This is a genomic window from Acinetobacter sp. YH01011, from assembly GCF_013420785.1.
Classification (GTDB): Bacteria; Pseudomonadota; Gammaproteobacteria; order Pseudomonadales; family Moraxellaceae; genus Acinetobacter; species Acinetobacter towneri.
This window is the reverse complement of sequence record NZ_VOYG01000002.1, coordinates 53,651-79,810: the sequence shown is the minus strand read 5'-3', so window position 1 is coordinate 79,810 and position 26,160 is coordinate 53,651. Positions and strand designations below refer to the sequence as shown.

The 26,160-nt window shown below is 43.5% G+C and carries 19 protein-coding genes; 18 read left to right on the top strand and 1 reads right to left on the bottom strand.

What is annotated here, in order from left to right:
- Positions 1–8: 8 nt before the first annotated feature.
- The 3 genes from murF (at position 9) to FTT78_RS01710 (ending at position 3,412) form a co-directional block, all read left to right on the top strand.
- Positions 9–1,418, top strand: a complete 1,410-nt coding sequence (gene murF / locus FTT78_RS01720; protein WP_180043460.1) for a UDP-N-acetylmuramoyl-tripeptide--D-alanyl-D-alanine ligase — start codon at positions 9–11, stop codon at positions 1,416–1,418.
- Positions 1,419–2,537 carry a phospho-N-acetylmuramoyl-pentapeptide-transferase gene (mraY, locus tag FTT78_RS01715; protein WP_019836136.1) on the top strand — a complete coding sequence of 373 codons (1,119 nt, stop codon included), beginning with the start codon at positions 1,419–1,421 and terminating at the stop codon, positions 2,535–2,537.
- A gap of 71 nt (positions 2,538–2,608) precedes the next feature.
- Entirely contained in the window at positions 2,609–3,412 is an 804-nt protein-coding gene (locus FTT78_RS01710; RefSeq protein WP_180043458.1) for a putative RNA methyltransferase, read from the top strand.
- Between the two features lie 70 nt (positions 3,413–3,482).
- On the opposite strand, the gene ponA is transcribed toward FTT78_RS01710, so the two are convergent.
- Complete coding sequence (ponA, locus tag FTT78_RS01705; protein WP_180043456.1) at positions 3,483–6,035, bottom strand: penicillin-binding protein PBP1a; 2,553 nt, start codon at positions 6,033–6,035, stop codon at positions 3,483–3,485.
- Positions 6,036–6,204: 169 nt separating this feature from the next.
- Between ponA and FTT78_RS01700 the strand changes: the two genes are divergently transcribed.
- From FTT78_RS01700 to FTT78_RS01630, 15 genes are all read left to right on the top strand, one after another.
- Complete coding sequence (locus tag FTT78_RS01700) at positions 6,205–7,263, top strand: pilus assembly protein PilM (protein ID WP_004974460.1); 1,059 nt, start codon at positions 6,205–6,207, stop codon at positions 7,261–7,263.
- The gene (locus FTT78_RS01695; protein WP_179995887.1) at positions 7,263–7,898 is read left to right on the top strand and encodes a PilN domain-containing protein; all 636 of its coding nucleotides are present in this window, start codon (positions 7,263–7,265) and stop codon (positions 7,896–7,898) included. The genes FTT78_RS01700 and FTT78_RS01695 overlap by 1 nt, the downstream gene beginning before the upstream one ends.
- A complete protein-coding gene (locus FTT78_RS01690) occupies positions 7,895–8,602 on the top strand; it encodes a type 4a pilus biogenesis protein PilO (protein ID WP_004974463.1) in 708 nt (235 codons plus the stop codon). The genes FTT78_RS01695 and FTT78_RS01690 overlap by 4 nt, the downstream gene beginning before the upstream one ends.
- Positions 8,602–9,126, top strand: coding sequence for a pilus assembly protein PilP (locus FTT78_RS01685; protein WP_179997195.1), 525 nt, complete (start codon positions 8,602–8,604; stop codon positions 9,124–9,126). Before FTT78_RS01690 ends, FTT78_RS01685 begins: the two co-directional genes overlap by 1 nt.
- Positions 9,127–9,186: 60 nt before the next feature.
- Entirely contained in the window at positions 9,187–11,322 is a 2,136-nt protein-coding gene (locus tag FTT78_RS01680; RefSeq protein WP_167538857.1) for a type IV pilus secretin PilQ, read from the top strand.
- Between the two features lie 37 nt (positions 11,323–11,359).
- Positions 11,360–11,902, top strand: coding sequence for a shikimate kinase AroK (gene aroK / locus FTT78_RS13420; RefSeq protein ID WP_004974468.1), 543 nt, complete (start codon positions 11,360–11,362; stop codon positions 11,900–11,902).
- A gap of 18 nt (positions 11,903–11,920) precedes the next feature.
- Entirely contained in the window at positions 11,921–13,000 is a 1,080-nt protein-coding gene (gene aroB / locus FTT78_RS01670; protein WP_180043454.1) for a 3-dehydroquinate synthase, read from the top strand.
- Positions 13,001–13,010: 10 nt separating this feature from the next.
- The gene (locus FTT78_RS01665) at positions 13,011–13,856 is read left to right on the top strand and encodes a hypothetical protein (protein ID WP_180043452.1); all 846 of its coding nucleotides are present in this window, start codon (positions 13,011–13,013) and stop codon (positions 13,854–13,856) included.
- A gap of 591 nt (positions 13,857–14,447) precedes the next feature.
- On the top strand, positions 14,448–18,923 hold the full coding sequence (gene gltB, locus FTT78_RS01660) for a glutamate synthase large subunit (protein WP_180043450.1): 4,476 nt from the start codon (positions 14,448–14,450) through the stop codon (positions 18,921–18,923).
- A 91-nt stretch (positions 18,924–19,014) separates the two neighbouring features.
- On the top strand, positions 19,015–20,436 hold the full coding sequence (locus FTT78_RS01655) for an FAD-dependent oxidoreductase (RefSeq protein WP_180043448.1): 1,422 nt from the start codon (positions 19,015–19,017) through the stop codon (positions 20,434–20,436).
- 291 nt (positions 20,437–20,727) lie between these two features.
- Positions 20,728–21,318: a LemA family protein gene (locus FTT78_RS01650; protein WP_096901276.1), complete on the top strand. Its 591-nt coding sequence runs from the start codon at positions 20,728–20,730 to the stop codon at positions 21,316–21,318.
- A gap of 19 nt (positions 21,319–21,337) precedes the next feature.
- Positions 21,338–22,444: a YgcG family protein gene (locus tag FTT78_RS01645; protein WP_180043446.1), complete on the top strand. Its 1,107-nt coding sequence runs from the start codon at positions 21,338–21,340 to the stop codon at positions 22,442–22,444.
- Entirely contained in the window at positions 22,438–22,998 is a 561-nt protein-coding gene (locus tag FTT78_RS01640; protein WP_180043444.1) for a TPM domain-containing protein, read from the top strand. Before FTT78_RS01645 ends, FTT78_RS01640 begins: the two co-directional genes overlap by 7 nt.
- Before the next feature lie 685 nt (positions 22,999–23,683).
- Positions 23,684–24,151, top strand: a complete 468-nt coding sequence (locus FTT78_RS01635; RefSeq protein WP_373686453.1) for a pilin — start codon at positions 23,684–23,686, stop codon at positions 24,149–24,151.
- Positions 24,152–24,233: 82 nt separating this feature from the next.
- Positions 24,234–26,138: a hypothetical protein gene (locus tag FTT78_RS01630; protein ID WP_180043439.1), complete on the top strand. Its 1,905-nt coding sequence runs from the start codon at positions 24,234–24,236 to the stop codon at positions 26,136–26,138.
- Positions 26,139–26,160 lie beyond the last annotated feature (22 nt).

The window sequence follows — 26,160 nt, the reverse complement described above, 5'->3', positions numbered from 1 at the left end:
GAATTTGTATGCACACTTCCACCACCAGTACCGCAATTTTAGAACCTTGGACTGCCGAACAACTCAAACAGGCAACACAGGGTTATTGGTTCAATGGGCAAGCACCGCAAGGCGAGATTAAACGTATTTTAACCGATTCACGTCATGCCGAAGCAGGCGATGCCTTTTTGGCTTTAAAAGGTGAGCGTTTTGATGCGCATGATTTTGTGGCACAAGTAGCGACTCAGGGCTGTTCTATGGCAATTGTCAGCCAGCCTGTAGACGCAGATATTTGCCAATTGGTCGTGCCTGATACCCGTTTAGCTTTAGGACACTTGGGCGCATTTCGTCGTCAGCAACATCCTCAATTAAAAGTGATTGCGTTAACAGGCAGTAGCGGTAAAACCACCACTAAAGAAATGCTCGGTAGTATTTTGTCACGTTTGGCATCGACTTTAATTACCCGTGGCAACCTGAATAATGACTTGGGTGTGCCGATGATGTTATTGGAGTTGAATGCTAGCCATCAATATGCAGTGATGGAATTGGGCGCCAGTCATCAAGGTGAAATCGATTACACCTCAAACTTGGTGCAGCCGCAGGTGGCAGGCATTATCAATATTGGTACTGCGCATTTGGGTGAGTTTGGTGGGCGTGATGGTATTTGTCGGGCCAAGTCTGAAATTTATGCACATATTGCCTCGCAAGGTACAGCGATTGTCCCTGCTGCCGATGATTTTGCCGAACAGATTCAGCAAGCGGTTCAGTCAGAACAGCGTCTAAGTTTTGGTGAAGGCGGTGATGTGTTTGCGACAGACATTCAGTTGCAGCCACAATCGGCAAGTTTTTGTTTAAATACCACGCATGGTGTGCGTCAGATTCATTTGCCATTTGCAGGTGAACACAATGTACAAAATGCTATGGCTGCTGCCGCTTTTGCACTGGCAATTGGTGTAAGTTTAGATGATATTGTCGCAGGCTTGGAGCAGGCACAAGGGGCAAAAGGTCGTTTGAACTTTATTCAGCAAGGCACGCATTTATTTATTGATGACACCTATAATGCCAATCCAACCTCTATGCGTGCTGCAGGCGAAGTCCTTGCACAGCAAACAGGCGTGCGGGTTATGGTCATTGGTGATATTGGCGAGTTGGGCAATAGTGCAGCACAACAGCACTATATGTTGGGGCGTGACTTGGTGTCTATTCGTGGCATCAACTTTGTGGTGGCAGTCGGTGAATTTGCACCTGCGACCCAAGAAGGTGCGCGCAGTACCCAATATGGAAAAAAATTACAGGCTTTTGTCACTCAAGAACAAGCCTTGCCGTTTTTAATTGATCTGGTAAAAACACATCAACCTCAGTCCATGAGTTTCCTATTTAAAGGTTCTCGTTATACCCATATGGAAACGTTGATGGCTGCATTGATGGAGAAAATTTAAATGCTGTTATGGTTATTTGAACAGCTGGCGGGCTATAACAGCTCGTTTCAGGTGGTTCGTTATTTAACATTACGTTCATTACTGAGTGTATTGACTGCGCTTGGCATTGGCTTGGTGCTTGGCCCTGTGATGATTCGTAAACTGCAAGCATTAAAATACGGTCAAGCAGTCAGCTCTTATGCACCTGAAGGGCATGCAAAAAAAATGGGTACGCCAACCATGGGCGGGGTATTAATCCTGCTTTCCATTGGTATTTCGACCCTATTATGGGCAGATTTATCTAACCCTTATGTCTGGATTGTACTGGCGGTCATGGTCATTTTTGGCGCTGTAGGCTGGGCAGATGACTGGATTAAAATTCGCTACAAAGACAATGCGGGTTTGCCTGCGCGTAAAAAGTTCTTTTGGACTTCGGTGGCATCATTGGGTGCAGGTATTGCGTTGTATGTGATTGCAACCCAACAGCCAAATCCTGCACAAACTGCAGATATGTTGGATGTGTTGATTCCATTCTTTAAAGATTTCAGCATTCCTTTGTCTTTGATTCCACTCGGTATTGGCTTCATTATCTTTACCTATTTGGTAATTAACGGTGCCTCAAATGCGGTGAACCTGACTGATGGTTTAGATGGTTTGGCAATTATGCCAATCGTGTTGGTTGCGGCAGGTTTGGGCGTCTTTGCCTACTTGGCGGGGGATGTTCGTTTTGCTGATTATTTGCATATCCCTTATGTGAAATATGCGTCTGAGTTGGTGGTAATCTGTGCCGCGATGATTGGAGCAGGCTTAGCCTTCCTGTGGTATAACGCGCATCCTGCACAAGTCTTTATGGGCGATGTCGGTGCACTGTCTTTGGGGGCAATGCTGGGTACGATTGCCGTGATGGTACGTCAGGAAATCGTGTTTGCGATTATGGGCGGAGTGTTTGTGGTTGAAGCGATTTCGGTATTCCTGCAAATTGGCTCACTACGTATGCGCAATAAACGGGTATTCTTAATGGCGCCGTTGCATCACCACTATGAAAAGAAAGGCTGGCGTGAAACTCAAGTGGTGATTCGTTTCTGGATTATCACAATTATGCTGGTGGTTTTAGGTTTAATGACTTTAAAATTACGTTAAGCCTATCCAACCGAAAATTTTAAAAGTCGGCACTCGCCGACTTTTTTATGTGGTTCACTCTGGAGAAAATGATGAATTTGCTGATGTGTCCTGTGTGTCGTCAGGTATTGCAACTGCATGATCGAACGTGGCGTTGTGCCAGCAATCACAGCTATGATGTTGCGAAACAAGGCTACGTCAATTTGCATGTGGTGCAGCATAAGCACAGTAAAAATCCGGGGGATACACCTGCTTCGGTGCAGGCACGTCGCGCATTTTTAAGTGCAGGGCATTATGCGCCCTTGCAACAGGTAGTGGTGCAAAAAATTCGCACCTTACGCATCGAAAATTTGTTGGATATTGGCTGTGGTGAAGGCTATTACACCGCAGCCATGCAAGGCGAAGTGTTGCAGTGTGTCGGGGTGGATATTGCCAAGAATGCCGTACAAGTGGCGGCGAAACTGAATCCCGCAGTGACTTGGGTGGTGGGGACAGGGGCAACTTTGCCTGTTTTAGAACATTGTATTGATTTATGTACCAGCTTGTTTAGCCCAATTCCACAACAGGAAATTTTGCGGGTTTTAAAACCACAAGGCTATTTGTTGGTAGTAACGCCTGCGTCTGAGCATTTATTGGCGATGCGTCAAGCTTTGTTTGAAGAAGTGAAGCCGCATGAACCTGAAAAATTTATCGCTCAATTGCAAGATGACTTTGATTTAGTCGATGCTAGCGTGGTGGAAACGCCGTTACAGCTCAATCAAAACGATTTAAATCATTTAATTGCTATGACACCTTATGCTTACAAAGCCAAAGCAGAGCGTCGCCAGGCTTTGGAACAGCAAACCCAGTTTGACGTGACAGCACAGCATCAAATTTATCTGTTTCAGAAAAAGTAAGTTTAAATAGCCCATAAAAAAGCCCTCATCTTTGCGTAAGAGGGCTTTTTCTGACTGCTTGTCTGTGTAGTTATAAGACTTCGTCAATTAAGTTTTCTAATGCATCGGGAGCAGGTTTGGGGGCCGCATTAGGTTTGGCAGGGCTGTTGTTTGGCGCTTGCATGGCAGGCGGTGCAGCGTTTTCAGGAATTAACACTTCCTCGCCTGGTAAATCGTCAAAATCTCGCTCAGGCGCACGTGCTGGCGCAACAGGTGTAGGTCGATACAGTGGACGTGCCAATGGCGGTGAAGCACGATAATCCTGTTGCTGTTCTGCATTCATTTGATTGAGTTCACGTTGTGGCGCTTTGGCTTTGCTGTCTAAACTCACCCATGCTTCAGGTGTGCCTTTCAGTGCATTGCCCATAAAGTTTGTCCAAATTGGTAGCGCTGCGACACCCCCATATTCACGACGTCCTAAAGTGGTAGGTTGGTCAAAGCCCACCCAAGCCACAGTCACCAGTTTGCCGTTGAAACCTGCGAACCAAGCGTCTTTGGCATCGTTGGTGGTTCCCGTTTTGCCACCAATATCACCACGACCAATTCTAAGTGCAGCACGTCCAGTACCGTGTTGAATTACGTCACGTAAAATATTGGACATATCATACGCCGAGCTAGATTTTAAAATACGCTGTGCCTGTTTGTACTGACTACGCTCTGCCAATAAGTTCGGATATTGTTCAGCTTGTGCCAGTTTTTTATTGGTGACTTCAATCACTTCATCATCTGGTGTAGTGGCTTCGGCACTTTCAAGCGTTTGTTCTTTGGCATTAATACAAGCAATACACGCATATTCAGGATTAGCTTGATAAATCACTTTGCCATAAGCATCTTCAATACGGTTAATGAAGTGCGGTTGGATACGGTAACCCCCATTGGCAAAAGTGGCATAGCCCGTGGCCATTTGAATAGGAAGAACTTGTGGCGTACCCAATGCAATAGTGTAGTTACGTGGAATCTGATCTTCCTGTAATCCAAAATCCATGAACAGTTGGCGGGTACGCTCAATTCCCACATTTTGCAATAAACGCACCGAAACCGTGTTACGAGATAAATACAGCGCACGACGCAATGGAATCATACCTAAATGACGACCATCGGAGTTACGTGGCGTCCATTTGCCAATGGTGATTGGACTGTCATTGACCATGGTGTGTGGCGTCATACCACGCTCTAAAGCCAGTGCATACACAAAAGGTTTAATGGTAGAACCCGGTTGACGCCAACCTTGTAAAGTACGGTTGAACTTAGATTGATAGAAGTTATAGCCACCAACCAACGCTTCAATGGCGCCATTATTCGGGTTAATTGCGACCAATTGACCTTGTACTTTTGGGACTTGTACCAATGACCAAGCGGTTTTATTTTCATTTGGACGTAAACGGACAATATCTTTGACTTTTACAATCTGTGCCGCACGACTTGGCGCATTGCCTACACTGTTGGCATTGCGATAGGGGCGCGCCCAAGACATACCTGACCATGGTACAGTAACTGTTGTACCATCTTGCATTAACGCTTCAAAAGAATTATTCAGCACTTTGCTGACTTGCGCAGGGTAGGTGTTGGCATAAGCACGAAACTCATTCAGCGGTTTGTCGTGTGCCTCTGCACCACGCCAGCCGTGGCGACGGTCATAGGCTTCTAAGCCTTCTTGTACCGCCTGTTCTGCGTACATTTGACGTTTGCTGTCTACCGTGGTGTAAACTTTATAGCCCGAATCAACCGCTTGTTCACCAAATTTACTGACCAGTTCAGCACGCACCATTTCACCAATATACGGATGTTTATTGCTGATGCTGCGGTCTGGCATATCTAAATTAATCGGTTCAGCAATGGCTTTTTGGTATTCATTTTGGTTGATATAGCCCAGTTGCAGCATACGTCCCAAAATCCAGTTGCGACGCTCCAAAGCACGCTCAGGATTTACCACGGGATTGTAGCGCGAAGGTGCTTTAGGTAGGCCTGCAATCATCGCCATTTGTGCAATCGACAGTTCTTCTAGGCTTTTGTTGTAATAAATTTTGGCAGCTGCCGCGATGCCATAGGCATTTTTACCCAAAAAGATTTTATTGACGTATAAGGTCAAAATTTCTTCTTTGCTCAGGTTTTGTTCAATTTTACGCGCTAAAAAGATTTCGGTGAGTTTACGCTTTAAAGTGCGATCAGGGCTGAGATAATAGTTTTTTGCCACTTGCATAGTAATGGTCGAGCCGCCAGTTTGCACATTGGAGCCTGTTACCGCCTCGCTCACCGCGCGCCCCAAGCCTTTGAAGCTAATCCCACTGTGTTCAAAAAAAGCAGAATCTTCGGCTGCTAAGAACGCAAAAATGAATTTTTCAGGAATATGTTCATAATCGACAGGCACAGAAAGCTTGCCGCCATACTCGGCAATTAGCTCATTATCGGCACTATAAACCTGCAATGGTTTTAATAATGGCGCTTTTTTTAAGGTGGTCATTTCTGGCAAAGATGGGGCAATATAGAGATACATGCCATAGAAACCCATCGGTATTGCGACCAAAATTATAATTATGATCAAAAAAAATGGATGAACACGACCCGAACAAGATAGCTTTTTCATAACAAGTGCGTTTTAATAAGCGCTAATAGCAAACTAATTGCTGGTCAGTATAGCGAGTAGATTTACGGATTGTTAGATGAATTATTGTATCCGTAAAAAATTATAGACCAGCGTGGATTAGTAGGTTAAATTTTTTTGGGGATAAAAAAATAATAGGAATGGTACTATTGTGCGTAGGTTATATCGTAAGCCAAGTAAGGGGTTAATAGGTGTAGATATTAGTTCTACTTCTGTTAAGTTATTAGAACTCTCTGTTAAGAATGGTAGATACTGGGTCGAGAGCTATGCGCTGGTCCCACTTCCAGAAGGCAGTGTGGTTGAAAAAAACATTCTCAATCCAGAAGCAGTCGGGGATGCGCTTGAACGTGCATTGAACTTAGCAAACACGCAATCTACATCTGCAGCATTAGCAATTCCAACCTCAATGGTGATTACCAAAATCATTGAAATGGATGCAGATATGACTAGCGATGAGCGTGAAGTTCAAATTCGTATGGACGCCGAGCAATATATTCCATTCCCATTAGATGAAGTCAGCCTAGACTTTGAAGTCCAACCAGACCGTTTAGCCAATCCAAACCGAGTCAATGTGTTACTGGTTGCAACACGTTTAGAAAACGTAGAAGCACGAGTAGAAGCATTGGAGTTGGGCGGCTTGACAGCCAAAATTGCCGATGTCGAAAGTTTTGCCATCGAAAATGCCTTTAAAGTGTTCTCCGATACCCTGCCAATGGGTGTGAACACAATTGGTATTCTAGACATTGGTCACACCATGACCACCTTGTCGGTACTGCAAAATAACAAAATTATTTATACCCGCGAGCAAACCTTTGGCGGTAAGCAGCTGACACAAGAAATTCAAAACCGTTATGGTTTGTCGTATGAAGAAGCAGGGCGTGCGAAAAAAAGCCGTACTTTGCCAGATGACTACGATGTAGAAGTGCTCGAACCGTTCTTAGAAGCGGTGGTGCAACAAGCTGCACGTTCATTGCAGTTCTTTTTCTCATCTTCACAATTTAACGAAATTGATCACATTTTATTGGCAGGGGGGAATGCCAATATTCCAGGTCTTGCGAAATTGTTGCAGCAAAAACTGGGCTACCGTGTGACCATTGCCAATCCATTCTTGCAAATGGGCTTCTCTCCACAAATCGACATTAAAAGAATTGAAAGTGATGCACCGTCATTGATGGTGGCATGTGGTTTAGCAATGAGGAGTTTTGATTAATGGCAAAGATTAACTTACTCCCTTGGCGCGATGAGCTAAGAGAAAAACGTAAAAAAGAATTTATTGTATTTTGTATTGCAGCGGCTGCTGTTGGGATGTTATTGGTGGCTTTGGCGTGGTTCTTCTACAACGCGAAGTTACAAGATCAAGAACAAGCCAATCAATTGGTGATCAGTACCAACCAAAACCTAGATGTACAATTAAAATCTTTAGAAGGCTTGCAAGAACAGCGTAATGCCATTGTTGAGCGCATGAAGCTTATTCAGGGTCTACAAAGTCAGCGTCCAATTGCCGTGCGTTTGGTGGATGAATTGGTGCGTGTGACACCAAGCAATATGTACTTAACCAAAGTGAGCCGTACAGGCAATAAATTCACTTTTGAGGGCAAGGCTGAAAGTCCAAATACGGTGGCTGAATTCTTGCGTAATTTGGAAGCATCGCCGTGGTATCGCAATGCATTTATGAATTCATTCTTAGCTAAAGAAGAAAATAAAGATAAAGCACCAAGCTCTGTGGTTCCTCGTGTAGAGGAAAGTTACGGTACTTTTGTAGTAACTTCAGATTTAGAAGAAATTGCAATTCCAGTAACACCAACAGAATCTAATTCAACATCAGCAGCGGGGGCAGCACAATGAGTCTCGATGAATTTGATGAAGTAAATCAGGATGCTGCTGTTGCTCCGAAAAAGAAAATGACAGTTGAAAAGTTTTTTCAACAGTTCAATACCCTAGATCCTAACAATTATGGTGCTTGGCCACTTTCGGTCAAAATTACCTGCTGGATTTTTATTATTTTCCTGATTCTAGCTTTAGGTTACTTTGTCGTAATCAAGCCAAAGTTAGATGCCATTGCAGCAGCACATACACAAGAACAAAACTTGTTAAATGAGTTCCGTGAAAAAGATTCTAAATTGCGTAATTTGCAGCAATACCAAGCGCAATTACAAGAAATGGAAGCGAACTTTAACCAACAACTTGAACAATTGCCAAAAGAAACTGAAATTCCAGGTTTAGTTGAAGATATTAACGTCACAGGCGTGAATTCAGGTTTGAAGTTTAAAAACATTCGTTTAGAGAACGAAATTAAACAAGAGTTCTTTATTGAACAGCCAATTTCAATTGAAGCGACAGGCGATTATCATGCCTTTGGTTCATTCGTAAGCGGTACAGCAGCATTGCCACGTATTGTGACCATGCACGACTTTGAAATTGTGGCGACTGAAAATAAAGACAAGAAAACCGATATTCCGCAAGTGACCTATAAAGCACAAGCAAAAACTTATCGTTATGTCGGCAGTGCAGATGCACAAACCGCGGGTAATGCTGGAGGAGCGAAATAATGAAAATTGAAAAGCTTTCGTTGGCTCTGATGGCAACTTTGTTGATGGTGGGATGTGATTCACGGATTGATGCAGTCAATGCACAAATGGCTGAAATTCGTAATCAGCCACCACTACCCATTGAACCTGCACCTGTGTTTGAGCCTGCACCAACCTTTAACTATGCAGCACACCAGCTCAAAAGCCCATTTATGCCAAGTTCATTGGCGGCAGAGCTTAAAATTATGGCAGGGAAGCGCGTTTATCCGAACCTTGCTCGCCAGTTACAACCACTGGAAAATTACGCACTTGAGTCACTGACTATGAAAGGCAGTATGCGTCAAAATGGTCAAATTTTGGCATTGATTCAAACACCTGATGGTGAAATTGAGCGTATCCAGCGTGGTAGCTATATGGGGGTAAATCATGGTCGTGTGGTGAATATTACACCTACACAAATTGATTTAATCGAAATTATTCCAGATGGTCGTGAAGGTTATGTAGAACGTCCAAGAAGTTTAGTTTTAATTGGGCCTGCGCCATAAATTAAAGGAATAAAAATGAATAACAGTGTGAAAGATTTTATTTTTGGGGATGGTAATACAATGAACAATTTGTTCCGTCAGTTTTCAATGGGCGCAGTCGCAATGGCAGTGATGCAAGTTGCCAATGCCCAAGTCAGCATTACCAACATCGTACCCATGCAAATTCCGGGACAGGGCACCGAAATTCGTGTCATGTTTAATGGTTTGCCACCTCAACCTGCAGCATATCAGCTGGAACAACCTTCCCGCTTGATTTTAGATTTTGATAAAGCGCAACAAACGCTGAAGCAAAACAGCGTTGCAGTCGCGACCAAAGAAGCCAGCTCTGTAGAGGTAAGCTCAGATGCACAGCGTTCACGTTTAACTGTGAACTTGGCCGATGCGGGCGCATTTACCACGCGTGTTGAAGGCAACACCTTTATTTTAAAAATCAACTCAACAACGGCAACCCCTGTGGCTGCCGTGACTGCCCAACGTAGTGCGCAAGGTGTATCCAATATTGGTTTCCAGCGTGGCGGTGAAGGCGAAGGTCAGGTGGTGATTGATCTACTCGGTAGCAATACGCCTGTAGATGTGCAGCAGCAAGGCAGCAAAATTGTGGTGCGTACTTTAGGCAATAAAGTACCAACACATTTGGCACGCCGTTTAAATGTAAATGATTTTGCAACACCTGTGTCGACCATTGATGCACACAATGATGGCAGCAATGGCGTGATTACCATTCAGGCTGCGGGCAGCTATGAATATATGGCATATCAGGCAGAAGACAAGCTAACCATCAGCTTAAAACGCCCTGTCGATAAAAACCCGTTTAAACCGCGTGCAGCGCAAAGCTATACAGGCAAAAAGATTTCACTGGATTTCCAAGACATCGAAGTGCGTCGTGTATTGCAGTTATTGGCTGATTTCACAGGCATTAACATGGTGGCAGCAGACACTGTGCAAGGCAACATTACCTTACGTTTAAAAGATGTACCTTGGGATCAGGCTTTAGATATTATCCTGAAAACCAAAAACTTAGATAAGCGTCGTAATGGCAACGTGATTTGGATTGCACCTGTTTCTGAATTGATTAAAGCCGAAGAAGAAGAAGCCAAAGCGATTGCGCAAAGTGTGAAACTGGCGCCACTACAAACTGAATATATTCAATTGAACTATGCCAAAGCGGCAGATATTGAAAAACTAATTACGCAAGGCAAGAATGCATCACGTGGTGGTTCAAATACCAATACAGGTACTGATCCATTAGGCGATAGCGTTGGTAGCTTGTTGAGTCCACGCGGTACAGTGTCGGTAGATCCACGTACCAATACCTTAATCATCAACGATACATCGGCAAAAATTGATCAGATTCGTCAAATGATTGATTTGCTAGATGTATCTGTGAAGCAGGTGATGATTGAAGCACGTATTGTTCGTGCAACCACAGATTTCACCAAGGAAATGGGGGTGAAGTGGGGCATCTTGTCACAAGGGATTACCAACAATAACCACTTGTTGGTGGGTGGTAGCGATACGACTTTGTGGAACTTACGTGAACCAGAAAAAAATGATGATTTAGGTGGTTGGAAGTACGAAATTGAACGGCCACAAAACCTGAATGTCGATTTGGGTGTGACCAGTCCTGGTGCTAGCCGTATTGCATTTGGTTTAATCAGCTTGTCTGACTTTATGCTCGATTTGGAGTTGTCTGCATTACAAGCAGATGGTTACGGTGAAGTGATTTCGACACCAAAAGTCCTGACTGCAGATAAGCAAAATGCCAAAGTGGCATCGGGTACGCAAATTCCGTATCAATCTTCTGAAGGTGGTGGTGTCAATGCCGTATCTACTACAGAATTCATTGATGCGACTTTAAGTTTGGATGTGACCCCAAGTATCACGCCTGACGGTAAAGTCCAAATGCAATTAAATATCACCAGTGACTCACCAGGTGCACCTACGCCTACAGGTCAGCTCACCATTAATAAGAACGCCGTGAATACCAACGTTTTGGTGGATAATGGTGAAACTGTGGTCTTGGGTGGTATTTTTGAGCAACAAACGGCTAACTCACAAACCAAAGTTCCATTCTTGGGCGATATTCCTTATATCGGACGTTTATTCCGTAAAGATATCAAGTCGGACAACAAACGTGAGTTGCTGATTTTTGTTACACCACGAATTGTTAATGACAGTGTTTCAAGAAATCATTAATATATTTTCAATTTAAACAAAATTTATAGGTGACTCCTTGCTAAGCAAAGAGTTTGACACCCTACCAAATATCTATTTGGTAGGGCCGATGGGGGCAGGCAAGACCACTGTAGGACGCCATTTGGCGGAATTGTTAGGGCGTGAATTTCTAGATAGTGATCATGAAATTGAACGCAAAACTGGCGCTACGATCCCTTGGATCTTTGAAAAAGAAGGCGAACAAGGGTTTCGTAGTCGTGAAACAGCGGTTATTGATGAGTTAACCACACGGCATAAACTTGTACTTGCTACAGGTGGCGGTGCGGTGACTCAAGCCCCGAATCGAGACTTCTTAAAACAACGTGGTATTGTTGTTTATCTATATACCCCTGTCGAAATTCAACTTCAGCGAACTTATCGCGATAAAAACCGTCCTTTACTTCAAGTCGAAAACCCCGAACAAAGATTACGTGATTTGCTTGCAGTGCGTGATCCGTTGTATCGTGAGGTGGCGCATTATATTATTGAAACCAATCAGGGTGCTGCGCGAGATTTGGCGCAAAAAATCTTAAATACGATTGTTTCAGAGCAAATATCTTAGGTAGAAAGCGACTTTTTCATGCAGACTTTACACGTTGAACTCGGCGATCGCCGTTACCCTATTTTTATTGGCAGTGATCTTCAGCCCCAAGAATTACTTGCACTTTATATTAAAGGTCAGCAAGTCATGATAGTGACTAATACCACGGTTGCACCTTTGTATTTAAGTCACTATGTGACGGCTGTTGAAGCACTTGGTAAGAAAGTGGCAACCTGTATTTTGCCTGATGGAGAAAAATACAAAGATATTCAGCATCTCACTCTTATTTTTGATGCCTTGCTGGAAGCTGGTTTTAACCGTGATTGTACGGTGCTGGCTTTGGGCGGTGGCGTGATTGGCGATATGGCAGGTTTTGCTTCGGCAAGTTTTCAGCGTGGAGTGTACTTCATTCAAGTACCGACCACTTTATTGTCGCAGGTCGATTCAAGTGTCGGTGGCAAAACAGGGATTAATCATCCATTGGGTAAAAACATGATTGGCGCGTTTCAGCAACCCCAAGTGGTGCTGGCCGATATGTCGCAACTGAATACTTTACCTGAGCGCGAGTTGTCTGCAGGCTTAGCCGAAGTCATTAAATATGCGCTTTTGGGTGATGTCGAGTTTCTAGAATGGCTTGAAACGCACATGGAAGCATTAGTCGCGCGTGATCCTGCTGTACTGGCAGAAGCGGTATATCGTTCATGTGCACATAAAGCACGTATTGTTGCCAATGATGAAAAAGAGCAAGGTGAACGCGCTTTATTGAATCTTGGGCACACCTTTGGGCACGCAATTGAATCTTATTTGGGTTATGGTGAATGGTTGCATGGCGAAGCAGTGGCTACAGGGATGGTGATGGCAGCCGATTTATCACAGCGAATGGGCTGGATTTCTGCAGAAGATGTGCTGCGTACAAAAAATATCATTGCTAGAGCCAATTTACCGATAGTATGTCCACAGATTCCGCTGGACCAGTTTTTGGCTTATATGGCACACGATAAAAAAGTGCTGAATGGTCAATTACGTTTGGTGCTCATGAAGCAATTGGGTCAAGCCATCATCACCAAAGAGTTTGACTTAGAATTGATGAAACAGGCGATTTTAGCCAATCAAGCATAAAAGGCAGCATATGACAGCACTGCGTACACACTGGCAAAAAATTCAACAGTCAATTTGGTTGCTGGGCGCGGTGCTGTGTTTATTGGCGGCACTGATTTTTTGGGCGATGACTGACCGTGAAGAACTGGTTGAAATTGAAAAACAACCAGAGTCTGAAATTGAATTACAAATTCAACCCGAAAAGGTTGCTGCAACCACCTATTTGGGTGGTTTGCAAGAAGAAGTCCGCCCTTTGGAACTCACCACGCGTTTAACAGCTTCTGGTTTGCATGAGGCTGAATATCGCGGTACTAAATTTATTCAGGAACAAAAAAATAACAGCACGATTGAACTGTTTCGGGTCAATGATGAAAACATCATTAAAAGTTTTATTAAAAAGCAAACAGATCGGAGCAAGCTGTTTTATATTCGTTTAAGCGGTGAGGGGCAGGCTGAACAATATGTGATGTTATATGGCAGTTTTGGCAATAAACGCGAAGCCGCACAAACCTTGACCGCATTGCCATTTAAATTTCCTGAAACGATTCAGCCTGTTGTGGTGCAATTTGCTGACTATCGTCCTTATGTCAATGATTTAGGGGCGGATGAAATGGGGCTGAGCACCAAGTTATATGCGGTAAATTTACGTCCTGCAGCTGTGCCTAAAATAGATGAAAGTGTTTTAGCGCGTCCACCTGCAACCACAACGACTGCACCGACTACGCAGGCTGTTGCCCCACAAAATAGTACCACCAGTACTACGATTACCCGCCGTGATCAGGAGGGTAATGTCGTGGATGTACAAAAATCACAAAGTGGTACTGCACCTGTTCAGCCAGATGCACCTGAACCTGAAGTGCGCGATCCTTTTAACTAATCATAAACATTTCCAATATTCTTTTAGCTTCATTTTAGTCATTCAAACCATCGCTTGCCTTTATTTGTTCTATTCTTTTTGTCTATGATTCGCATTGAGCTATTCTGGCTCAGTTGCACCAATTTGATCTAAAAATACTATTCTTCTCATACATAAATGCGTTCTAAAATGGCGCAGCATGGTGTATAAAAATAATGAAGTGCACAAAAACAGTGCGAATTTGACTTAAAAATGTGATTTTATTTTACATTTATGCGGTGAATGCTGAAATTTGGTTATGGTTGAATAAAAAAATAAAGTTGGCATTGTTTTTGCTTTTATTGGTGCGTGAATTGAGTTGTTGTCCCTATTTTGGCGCAAAAAATTCAATGATTGTGCGAAACTGTCAAATTTGCCTGCTACATTAAAGTGTAAAAGTTGCGTAAATGATGAATCGGTCACTCAGGCTTTTTAATCGGTATTGATTGAAATAAATGTGTGACATTTCATTTACCCAAGGTTGATGTTTAGAGTTGTAAATTGAGTTAAATCGCAAAAACAGATTGTTTAATTGGCCCAATTGGGCAAGTAAAAGAAGGGTACGCTATGCACATGCCATCGCCTAATACTGTAGCTCCCACTCAAGGTTTATACCAACCAGATGAGTTTAAAGATAACTGTGGTTTCGGTTTAATTGCCCATATGCAGGGTGATGCAAGCCATGATCTCGTCAAGACTGCCATTCATAGTTTAAGTTGCATGACCCACCGTGGTGGTATTGCCGCAGACGGTAAAACGGGCGATGGATGTGGTTTGCTGTTGGCGATGCCAAAGCAATTTTTCCGCGAAGAAGCAAAACGCTTAAGTGACATTACCCTGAGCGAAATTTTTGCAGTGGGTACGGTCTTTCTGAACCTCGACCCTGCCTTAGCGACACATGCTAAAAATATCCTGACCAAAGAAATTGAAGCAGAAGGCTGTAAAGTATTGGCTTGGCGTGTGGTGCCAACCAATAATGAGGCATTGGGCGAAATCGCCATGCAGTCTTTGCCTGCGTTTGAGCAAATTATTGTCAATTGCCCATTGGGTGTGACTGAGGTTGAATTTAACCGCAAATTATTCTTGGCGCGTCGCCGTGCCGAGCAGCAATTGACTGCCGATCCATATTTTTATGTGACCACGCTATGCTCAACCGTGATCAGCTATAAAGGTTTGATGATGCCTGCAGCGATTGCAGACTTTTATACCGACCTTGCCGATGAACGTTTGGAATCACATATTGTGGTGTTCCACCAGCGCTTCTCGACCAACACTTTGCCACGTTGGCCGTTGGCGCAGCCTTTCCGTTACTTGGCACACAATGGTGAAATCAACACCATTACCGCCAACCGTAACTGGGCAATGGCACGTACCCCTAAATTTGAAAATCCATTATTACCGGGTTTGACTGAGCTTACGCCAATTGTAAACCGTACAGGTTCAGACTCATCTAGCTTGGACAACATGCTGGAAATTCTGGTGGGTGGCGGAATGGATTTATTCCGCGCCTTGCGCATGTTAGTTCCGCCTGCATGGCAGAACGTCGAAACCATTGATGCCGATTTACGTGCTTTCTATGAATTTAACTCTAAACACATGGAAGCGTGGGATGGCCCTGCAGGTTTAGTCATTCAGGATGGCCGTCATGCAATCTGTATGCTGGACCGTAATGGCTTACGTCCTGCACGTTGGGTGATCACTAAAAATGGCTACATCACCTTGGCCTCTGAAATTGGGGTGTGGGGTTATGAGCCTGAAGATGTGATCTCTAAAGGACGTGTTGGCCCAGGTCAAATTTTGGTAGTCGATACCTTTACTGGCAAAGTGCTCGATACGCAGGATGTGAATAACCATCTGAAAAGAATGCGTCCTTACCGTGAATGGTTACGTGAAAATTCAATCCGTTTACAAGGTAGCCCAGAGCTTGAAGAATATTTGTGTGATCAGGGTTTAAAAGGTGATGCCTTAAAAGCTGCACAAAAAATGTTTATGGTGACCTTTGAAGAGCGTGATCAATTATTGCGTCCAATCGCAGAAAGCGGTCAAGAAGCCGTGGGTTCCATGGGTGATGATACGCCAATGGCAGTATTGTCGTGTCAGGTACGCCATGTGTCGGATTATTTCCGTCAGCAGTTTGCGCAGGTGACCAATCCACCGATTGACCCATTGCGTGAATCGATCGTGATGTCTTTGGAAACCTGTTTAGGGCGTGAACAAAACGTATTTGAGCAAGGTCCAGAACATGCAGACCGCTTGATTATCTCAAGCCCTGTGTTGACCAACTCCAAAATGCACCAAATTCGCACTTTGGGCCGTAAAGGCTATGAAATTGCCGACATCGACCTGAACTATGCCGAAAGCGAAGGTTTGCAAGCTGCAATTCAACGGATTTGCGAAACTGCTGCACAAGCGGTGCGTGAGGGTAAAACTTTATTGGTACTCACCGATAAAAAAATCCGTGAAGGTTACTTGCCTGCGAATGCGGTCATGGCGACTGGTGCGGTGCATCACCACTTAATTCAAGTCGGTTTACGTACCGATGCCAACATTATTGTGGAAACAGGTTTTGCCCGCGATCCGCACCAATTTGCAGTATTGCTCGGTTTTGGTGCAACTGCGGTGTATCCTTATTTGGCTTATGATGTGATCAATGACTTGATTGCCAAAGGCGAGTTATTGGGCGATCCAGTCTATGCGCAAAGCAATTTCCGCAAAGGCATTGAAAAAGGCTTGCTCAAAGTTCTGTCTAAAATGGGTATTTCAACTGTAGCGTCTTACCGTGGTGGTCAGTTGTTTGAAGCGGTGGGTTTGTCTGCTGAAGTGGTGAATACTTGCTTTATTGGTGTGCCAAGCCGTATTCAGGGGGCTACCTTTTCCGACCTTGAAAATGATCAGAAAAAACTGGCAGACACTGCATGGAAATCACGTAAACCAATTGATCAGGGCGGTTTGCTGAAATTTGTATTTGGCAAGGAATACCATGCCTTTAACCCAGATGTGATCAATGCCTTACATAAAGCGGTGCGTTCAGGCAATTATGCAGATTTTAAAGAATATGCAGAAATCGTGAATAATCGCCCAATCGCAACCATTCGTGATCTATTCAAGTTAAAAACAGACAATTCCATTGCCTTAGATCAAGTGGAGTCGGTTGAGCAAATTTTGCCGCGTTTTGACTCTGCGGGGATGTCTTTGGGGGCTTTGTCGCCCGAAGCACATGAAGCCATTGCGATAGCCATGAACACCATTGGTGGACGTTCAAACTCAGGTGAGGGTGGTGAAGACCCTGCGCGTTACGGCACTATTCGTAACTCGAAAATTAAACAGATTGCTTCAGGGCGTTTTGGGGTAACTCCTGCTTACTTAACATCTGCAGAAGTGTTACAGATTAAAGTAGCACAGGGTGCAAAACCAGGCGAGGGTGGTCAGTTACCAGGCGGTAAAGTGAATGGGTTGATTGCACGGTTACGTTATTCTGTGCCAGGTGTAACTTTGATTTCACCACCACCACATCACGATATTTATTCGATTGAAGACTTGTCACAATTGATTTTTGATTTAAAACAAGTCAATCCGCAAGCTATGGTATCGGTCAAGTTGGTATCTGAACCGGGTGTGGGTACCATTGCAGCAGGTGTAGCCAAAGCCTATGCCGACTTCATTACCATCTCGGGCTATGATGGGGGTACAGCAGCATCGCCACTATCATCTATTCACCATGCAGGTTCGCCGTGGGAGTTGGGTTTAAGCGAGGCGCATCAGGCACTGCGTGTGAATGACTTGCGTGGCAAAGTTCGTGTGCAAACCGATGGTGGCTTAAAAACTGGTTTAGATGTAGTGAAAGCGGCAATTTTAGGTGCGGAAAGCTTCGGCTTTGGTTCAACCCCAATGATTGCCTTAGGTTGTAAATACTTACGTATTTGCCACTTAAATAACTGTGCAACTGGAGTAGCGACTCAACAAGATCATTTGCGTGAGGAACACTATATTGGTGAACCACAAATGCTGATCAACTTCTTCACTTTCATTGCGGAAGAAACCCGTGAATGGTTAGCTGCACTGGGTGTTGCGAGCTTGAAAGACTTGATTGGTCGTACCGACTTGCTAGAAATTTTACCGGGTGAAACCGAAAAACATGCGCACTTGGATTTAAGCGCCTTGTTGGAATCCCACCCTGCGGCAGAAGGCAAAGCGCAATACTGTCAAGTTGAAGGCAATGAGCCATTTGACAAAGGCATCTTGGCTGAAAAAATGATTGCAGAGATGTTGCCTGCAATTGAAGCAGGTACAGGGGGCGAATATTACTTTAATGTGAGCAACTGTGACCGTTCAATTGGTGCGCGTATTTCAGGTGAAATTGCGCGTCGGTATGGTAACTTGAGCATGGAACATCATCCTGTCAAAGTGAATCTTACAGGTACTGCAGGGCAGTCTTTAGGTGTTTGGAATGCAGGTGGTTTGCATATCAAACTTGAAGGAGATGCCAATGACTATGTGGGTAAAGGCATGGCGGGTGGACGTATTTCCATCTTCCCACCAAAAGGTTCGCCATTCCAAACTCAAAACACAGCCATTATTGGTAATACCTGCCTCTATGGTGCAACTGGTGGTAAATTATTTGCTGCGGGCACTGCGGGCGAGCGTTTTGCGGTGCGTAACTCGGGCGCGTTTGCGGTAATTGAAGGGGCAGGCGACCACTGCTGTGAATATATGACTGGCGGAATTGTCACGGTATTGGGCAAAGTGGGACACAACTTTGGTGCGGGCATGACAGGTGGGTTTGCCTATGTACTGGATTTGGATAATGACTTTGTAGACCGTTACAACCACGAACTGATTGAGCTGAATCGTATTTCGACTGAAGCGATGGAAGAACATAAAGCATTCTTAGGACGTATTTTAGATGAACATATTGCCGAAACAGGCAGTGCGTGGGCGTATAAGATCCGTCATGAGTTTGATTTCTATAGCCGTAAATTCTGGTTGGTAAAACCAAAAGCTGCCAACTTGCAGACTTTGTTGAAAACAACCCAAGCAGATCCACAATAATCCACGACTCAGCATTCGGCAGATGTGGATAACTTTAGACTTATACCCAGTGTAAATGTCGCGTTATCCACATCCACCTACGGAGAAAGACATGGCAGAACGCCTACATAATGACTTTCAATTTCTGGATGTAGCACGCCAAGATCCAGAGAAAAAAGATCTCGATGTCCGCAAAAATGAGTTTGTGGAAATTTATAAACCGTTTACTGCAGAAGTGGCGGCCAATCAGACCCATCGTTGTTTGGGCTGTGGTAACCCGTACTGTGAATGGAAATGCCCCGTGCATAACTACATTCCAAACTGGCTTAAACTAATTTCGGAAGGTCGTATTTTTCAGGCAGCAGAACTGTGTCATCAAACCAATACTTTGCCTGAAGTTTGTGGACGGGTTTGTCCACAAGATCGTTTGTGTGAAGGCGCATGTACCTTAAATGATGGTTTTGGTGCAGTGACCATTGGTAATGCCGAAAAGTACATTAACGATACAGCTTTTGCTTTGGGTTGGCGTCCAGACATGTCGCATGTGAAATGGACAGATAAAAAAGTTGCGATTATTGGCGCAGGCCCTGCAGGTTTAGGCTGTGCCGATATTTTGGTGCGTAACGGGGTGAAGCCTATCGTCTTTGACAAACGCCCTGAAATTGGTGGCTTGCTCACCTTTGGTATTCCAGAATTTAAAATGGAAAAAGACGTAATGAAACGCCGCCGAGAAATTTTTTCTGGTATGGGGGTTGAATTCCGTTTAAATACCGAAATTGGTACAGATATCACGATTGAACAATTGCTTGCAGATTACGATGCTGTATTCATGGGCATGGGCACTTATACCTATATGAAAGGTGGATTTGCTGGTGAAGATTTAGATGGTGTTTATGATGCGCTGGATTTCTTGATTGCCAATGTCAACCGTTGCCAAGGCTGGGAAAAAGACCTTGCAGAATACATCAATGTTGAAGGCAAAAAAGTGATTGTACTGGGTGGTGGGGATACTGCCATGGACTGTAACCGTACATCAATTCGTCAAGGTGCGCAGGAAGTGACCTGTGCTTATCGCCGTGATGAAGCCAATATGCCAGGTTCACGTCGTGAAGTGACCAACGCCCGTGAAGAAGGGGTGAACTTCTTATTTAACCGCCAACCCATTGAAATTGTGGGTGAAAATGGTAAAGTCACAGGTGTAAAAGTGGTCACCACGCAATTGGGTGAGCCTGACAGTCGTGGTCGTCGCAGCCCAGAGCCTGTACCGGGTTCCGAAGAAGTTTTAGCTGCCGATGCGGTATTGCTTGCTTTTGGTTTCCGTGCCAGCCCTGCAGATTGGTTTGCCTCTGCCAATGTTGGGGTAGACGGTTCAGGTCGTGTAGTGGCAGCAGAACAGCAAACATTTAAGTTCCAAACGTCTAACCCGAAAATTTTTGCAGGGGGCGATATGGTGCGTGGTTCTGATTTGGTCGTGACTGCAATTTGGGAAGGTCGTCAGGCGGCAGAAGGTATTTTAGATTATTTAGAGGTCTAAACGAGTTTGTTTTGCTTAGATCTTGAAAGGGCTGAGTTTTAAGGAATTCAGTCCTTTTTTATTGGATATTTTATCCAGCTCATCTTCTTGTGGAATATATTGTCATCCCAGATTCATATAAGGTTTAAGAACTGAAACTTCAATATCAATTCAATCTGCTGTACAAGGTTATTGTTGGATGTAAACAGTTTGGTGATTCGCTCGATTAAACAAAATACACAAACAGGTCAGAATTTCACGTTAGAATGAAATCATTTCAAACAAATACAAAGAAAATTTAGAGGTTAATGTATGAATTTCACAAAAAAAACCATGCTTGCGGTGGCTTTAACCAGTACTTTGACATTAAGCGGCTGTGGCTATAACACCTTACAAGTGAAAGATGAAGCCGTAACAGCATCTTGGTCAGAAGTCCAAAACCAATATCAACGCCGTGCCGATTTAGTGCCAAACTTGGTGAATGTGGTTAAAGGCTATGCCAAACATGAAGAACAAGTCTTGACTGAAGTCACTCAGGCACGTGCCAATGTCGCAGGCTTAAAAGTGGATAAATCGGTATTAGAAGACCCTGCGTTATTCCAGAAATATCAGGAAGCACAGGCGCAAATGACCAGTGCCTTGTCGCGTTTAATTGCCGTGTCTGAAAACTATCCAGACTTAAAAGCCAATGAGCAATTCCGTGAGTTACAAGTACAACTAGAAGGCACAGAAAACCGTATTGCCGTGGCGCGTAACCGTTACATCAGCACAGTGCAAGACTTTAACAGCTATGCACGCCAGTTCCCGCAAGTAATGACCGCCAAAGTGATTGGTATGGACACCAAACCAAACTTCAGTGCCGAGCAAAGCGCACAAACAGCACCGAAAGTTTCGTTTGAATAACGCCTAGGAGGATGTCTGGATGCTGCAATCGCACAGCAAGACCCGCATAAATCTAGTGCAGATGCTGCTGCTCATGGCAGTTATGTGTTTCAGCTGCTTGGCATATAGTGAAGTTGCTACAGCAACCGATGAAACCGCCGAAGCTGTGGTGCTGGGTAAAATTGTGCAGCAACAGCATCCTCAAAATGCAAACCCCATCCCAGATCTTGCAAACTCACGCCAGTCTACATCGAGCACTCAGCAAGCACCTGTAGAAACACCCGTTCAGCAACCGCAAATTGCCAATGATATGGCAGAGGGTGAATCTATCCGTGCTTTGCCGACATTGAATCAGCCCGTGGTCGATCAAGCCAATTTGCTCACTGCTGCAGAAAAACAGCAAATCAGCCAGCGGATTTTAAATTTACATCAACAAGCCAAAGCACAAATTGGGGTGGTGATTGTACCGACCACAGGGCAGGAAGATATTTTTGATTTTGCTATGCGGGTCGCAGAACAATGGCAACTTGGTTCTGCCAAGCAAGACAATGGTTTGCTAATGGCAATAGCAGTGAATGACCGCCGTATTCAGATTTTAACGGGTTATGGTCTAGAAGGCGTGTTGCCCGATATTGTGGTCAGTCGGATTATTAACCAACGCATTACCCACTATTTTAAACAAGCGCAATATTCACAAGGCATAGATGCAGGCTTAGCAGAAATTGAACGGATTTTAAACCTAGACCCTGAAGTTGCCGCACAGGCTGCACAAGAGTTGAAACAACGTCAGGAACAAGCCTTACAAGAACAACACGCACGTGAAAAAACTTTGAGTAGTGCCTTGTTTATTTTAATTGCAGGCGTAATTGGCTCTCTGATTGTTGGAAAACGCCTCAGTGCTTCAACTGCTGCCGTAGCAGGAACAGTAGCAGGTTTAGTCAATGGTGTTGGCTTAATCACCAGTTTAATGATTGGTGCTGGGATTTTCTTTTTACTTATCACCGCTATTGCACAGACCATTTTCCAAATTTTCTTGTCCTCTGCAGGGCGTGGTGGCGGACGTGGCGGTGGCGGTTTTAGTGGTGGAGGCGGCTATAGCGGCGGCGGTGGTGGCTTTGGTGGGGGAGGAGCATCAGGATCATGGTAACCACAACAGATACAACAGAAATTATTACTCAACCGAAAATGGAGATTGCAGCGCGTCCGAGTGTAAAGCGTTGGCTGAAGCACTTCTTTTATTTACCTGCCACCAAACGTTTTTTTAATGCGCAGGATCAACATGCCATTGCAGAAGCGGTCACTGCTGCCGAGCATGGGCATGTGGGTGAAATTCAGGTGGTGATTGAAGGTTGTTTACCCTCGCGTTTGGCTTATTATGTCGATACTCATGCCCGCGCACGTCAGTTGTTTGCAGAATTGGGTGTTTGGGATACTGAACTGAACAGTGGGGTTTTGCTGTACCTGAATTTGTGTGAGCGCAAAGTTGAAATTGTGATTGACCGTGGCATTAAAACGGCAACTACGCAACAGGTGTGGGATGAAGTCTGTGCGCATATAGTGCAGGGTTTGGCACAGCAGCAGTATAGGCAAGCAGTGATAACTGGTGTGCAAGAAATTGGTGAAATTTTGGATGGTTTTTATGACCGCCAGTCGCTAGACAAGCAAAATGAACTGGGGAATGCGCCGATTATTTTGGGCTGAGTGTTGCTAGTGTTCCTTTCTTTTTTGATCTCCCTCCTTGCACCATCTATGGCTTAATCTTTTTAAATCCCCCTCAATCCCCCTTTTTCAAAGGGGGAGGCTAGCACGAGCATATTTTAGTTCAAAGCTAATATGGCTCACATTTTTCAAAGGGGGAAGTTTGCACAAGTTTATTTGGGCGATGTGCCAAAAAGTGAAAACTTGTGTATTTTTAACTTTTTTACATGAAATCAATTTTATAATGAATGTCCCTCTCTTTTTTAAAGAGAGGCTAGGAGAGATTTTTTAAACATGGGTGGCTTTCACTACATTTGACTTACTTTTTCAAAAAGGGAAGCCACATCAGCACAAAAGATAACTACTATACGTTAGCTAAATTTGCTGAAAATTATATCAAAAATACAAATAAATGTGTGATAGGTTTATTTTTAAATAAAAAATGCGGCCTATTGCTCTAAAAATGACAAAATTTGTTAAATTCACAATTTTTGCCTGACAATATTTGTCACTTTTTAACAAAAATATACAGTAAAATTAAAAGTCCTAAATTTTTTATGTGTAAGGTGCTGTTTTTTTGTGAGAATTGTCTATAATAAAAGTTGGCACGTTTAGTGCTAAGTATAAAATAGCTTACAAAGCTTATAATTAAATTAACAAACATTTGTGGAGAATGTTTATGAAGACGATGCAAAAAGGTTTTACCCTTATCGAATTGATGATCGTTGTTGCGATCATTGGTATTTTGGCTGCGATTGCGATTCCTGCGTATCAAGACTACATCACCCGTGGTCAAGTATCTGAAGCTGTAGCTTTGGGTGGGGGGTTAAAATCTCCACTTGCTGAATACGGTGCAGATAAAAATGCATGGCCTACACTTTTAGTAGGACCAACAGCAACTCCTACTACAGATCAGCTAAATGCGACTCTAGTGGGTAAATACTCAACTGTTACTACTACAATTGATGGTGCTGGTTATCCTACAGGTACAATCACTGTAACGATGACTACTGGTAAAGCATCTGGTAGCGTATTGACATATACTACAGAAAATGGTGGTTCTGCTTGGGCATGTGGTAACACAGCCGTTGACGGTGTTACTGGTGCTGGTACAACTATTGATGCGAAATACTTACCAAACGCATGTAAGCCATAATTTGACGATTGTTTAAAGCGTCATAGAAACAAGACCCTTTGTGGTCTTGTTTTTTTATGAATTGAAATTGAGGGGGGTAGGGGTGCTAAAACAAAAAAAAATAGGATTGGTATTCGTTGGGTTATTGCTATTATTAGGCGCCTTTTATTATCCAGCCATCCATTTTGAATATGTCTGGGATGACACACTACTGTTTGTTGGAAAAACCAGTTTACTGACCCAGCCTCTGAGTTGGCAGCTCCTTTCTGAACCGGTCTTACCGGGCACAACCTATTTTCGCCCGTTGGTATTTTTATCGTGGTATTTTGAGTTTAATTGGCTTGGGCAGTCGGCTACGACCTCACATATTATTGGTTTAATTATATTTTATATTAACTGCTGTTTGGTGGCAGTGTTGGCTTATATCTTGGCTGCAAAATTTAAACCACAACATGCTGCACGCTGGGCATTGTTTGCAGGTGGCTTTTATCTCTTACATCCTGCCTTGATTGAATCTTCTGCTTGGGTATCCGGTCGCTTTGACCAGCTGTGTACTTTATTTAGTTTATTGGCCTCTGTACTATTGGTTAAAGCCCAGTTACAACAGCAACGTATTGGCTTCGTCAGTGTATTTGTGATTTCTGTTAGTGTCATGTGTGCGTTACTAAGCAAGGAACTAGGCTTAGTGTTGCCCGCTATATTATTGGTTTTGAGCTTTGCTTTGTATCAACAGACTGAGAACTTGAGTCTAGTGGCGACCCTCAAACGCTGTTTGCTTGATCAGAAAGTACTATGGCTCAGTTTAATGGTGGTCTTGGTTGTGTATTTTGCACTACGTGCTCATGCGATGTCATCCATGTACCATGCATCTATGACAGCAGATTATATTCAAAATATGATTATAAAAGATTGGCTGCCACTACATACCTTGCTTTTTTATTTGCAACAAACTTTTATCCCATTTAGTTCTACCAATATTCTACACCCTTTAGATGACTGGAATTTTAATGATGTTGTAGAACGTGTAAAAGCAATTACGGCTGGGCTGTTTGTACTTTGGATATTCTGGCAGGCTGTATTCAAAAAAAGTTTAGCAGCATGGTTTGCTATTGCTGCATTGCTGAGTATTGCCTTGGTATTGAATTTTATTCCAATTGAAACCGCAGGGAATATTGGTCATGAACGTTTTATGACCTTGGGCTTGGCATTTGTTGCAATTGCATTAGTCTTTATACCTTATTCGCATGTTTTGAATCGTCTACAAGTTCGCCTACATACACAGAAGCTTTTAGTTAGTGTAATTGTGTTGGCATGGTTTTCGATATGTGCAATCACGATTAAGAGTATTGTGCCTTTATGGCAGAGTGACTATAGCTTGTGGAAGTGGACGCATAAGCTACACCCTGAAGCGGGGATTGCTCGCTATAATTATTTTTATGGCGCTTTAAAAAAGAGACAGTATCAAGAAGTGATCGATGAAGCAGAAAAATACAGTAAGGAGCACAATGGTCTAGAAGTTGTGGATCAATTGGCGTATGCGAGTGCTTTGATTAATCAAGCGAAACCAGAAGGTTTAAAGTATTTGGAAGGTGCAATTTATGCCTTACCAAAATTTCATGAATCGAAGGAGCCTGATGCTAGACGACATGCAGACTACTTTAGAATTACAGCCAATCAAATGGCGGGAGCTTATAGTAGTTATGCACTTGGACAAATGCTATTTGAAAATGATCTAGAAAAATCGGAAAAATATCTAGATATTGCAGAATGGTATTTATTAAAAGATCAAAAAGAAATGCCTAATTATCAACGTTCTGCATTACTATTTGCGCAGGGTAAATATGATAAGTCAGAAGCTTTGTATTTCGAGACAAAACTGACCTCGGATAAAATAAAATCCGAAGCATATTATGTGACTGGTCAGGTACTTAAGACCTATTGTGAGCGACATCCTGAGCAGCAGAATATCTGTCAAAAATTTAAAGAAAATACTGTATTTGCAAAGTAAAAATAAGTAAGGAGGAGGTTAA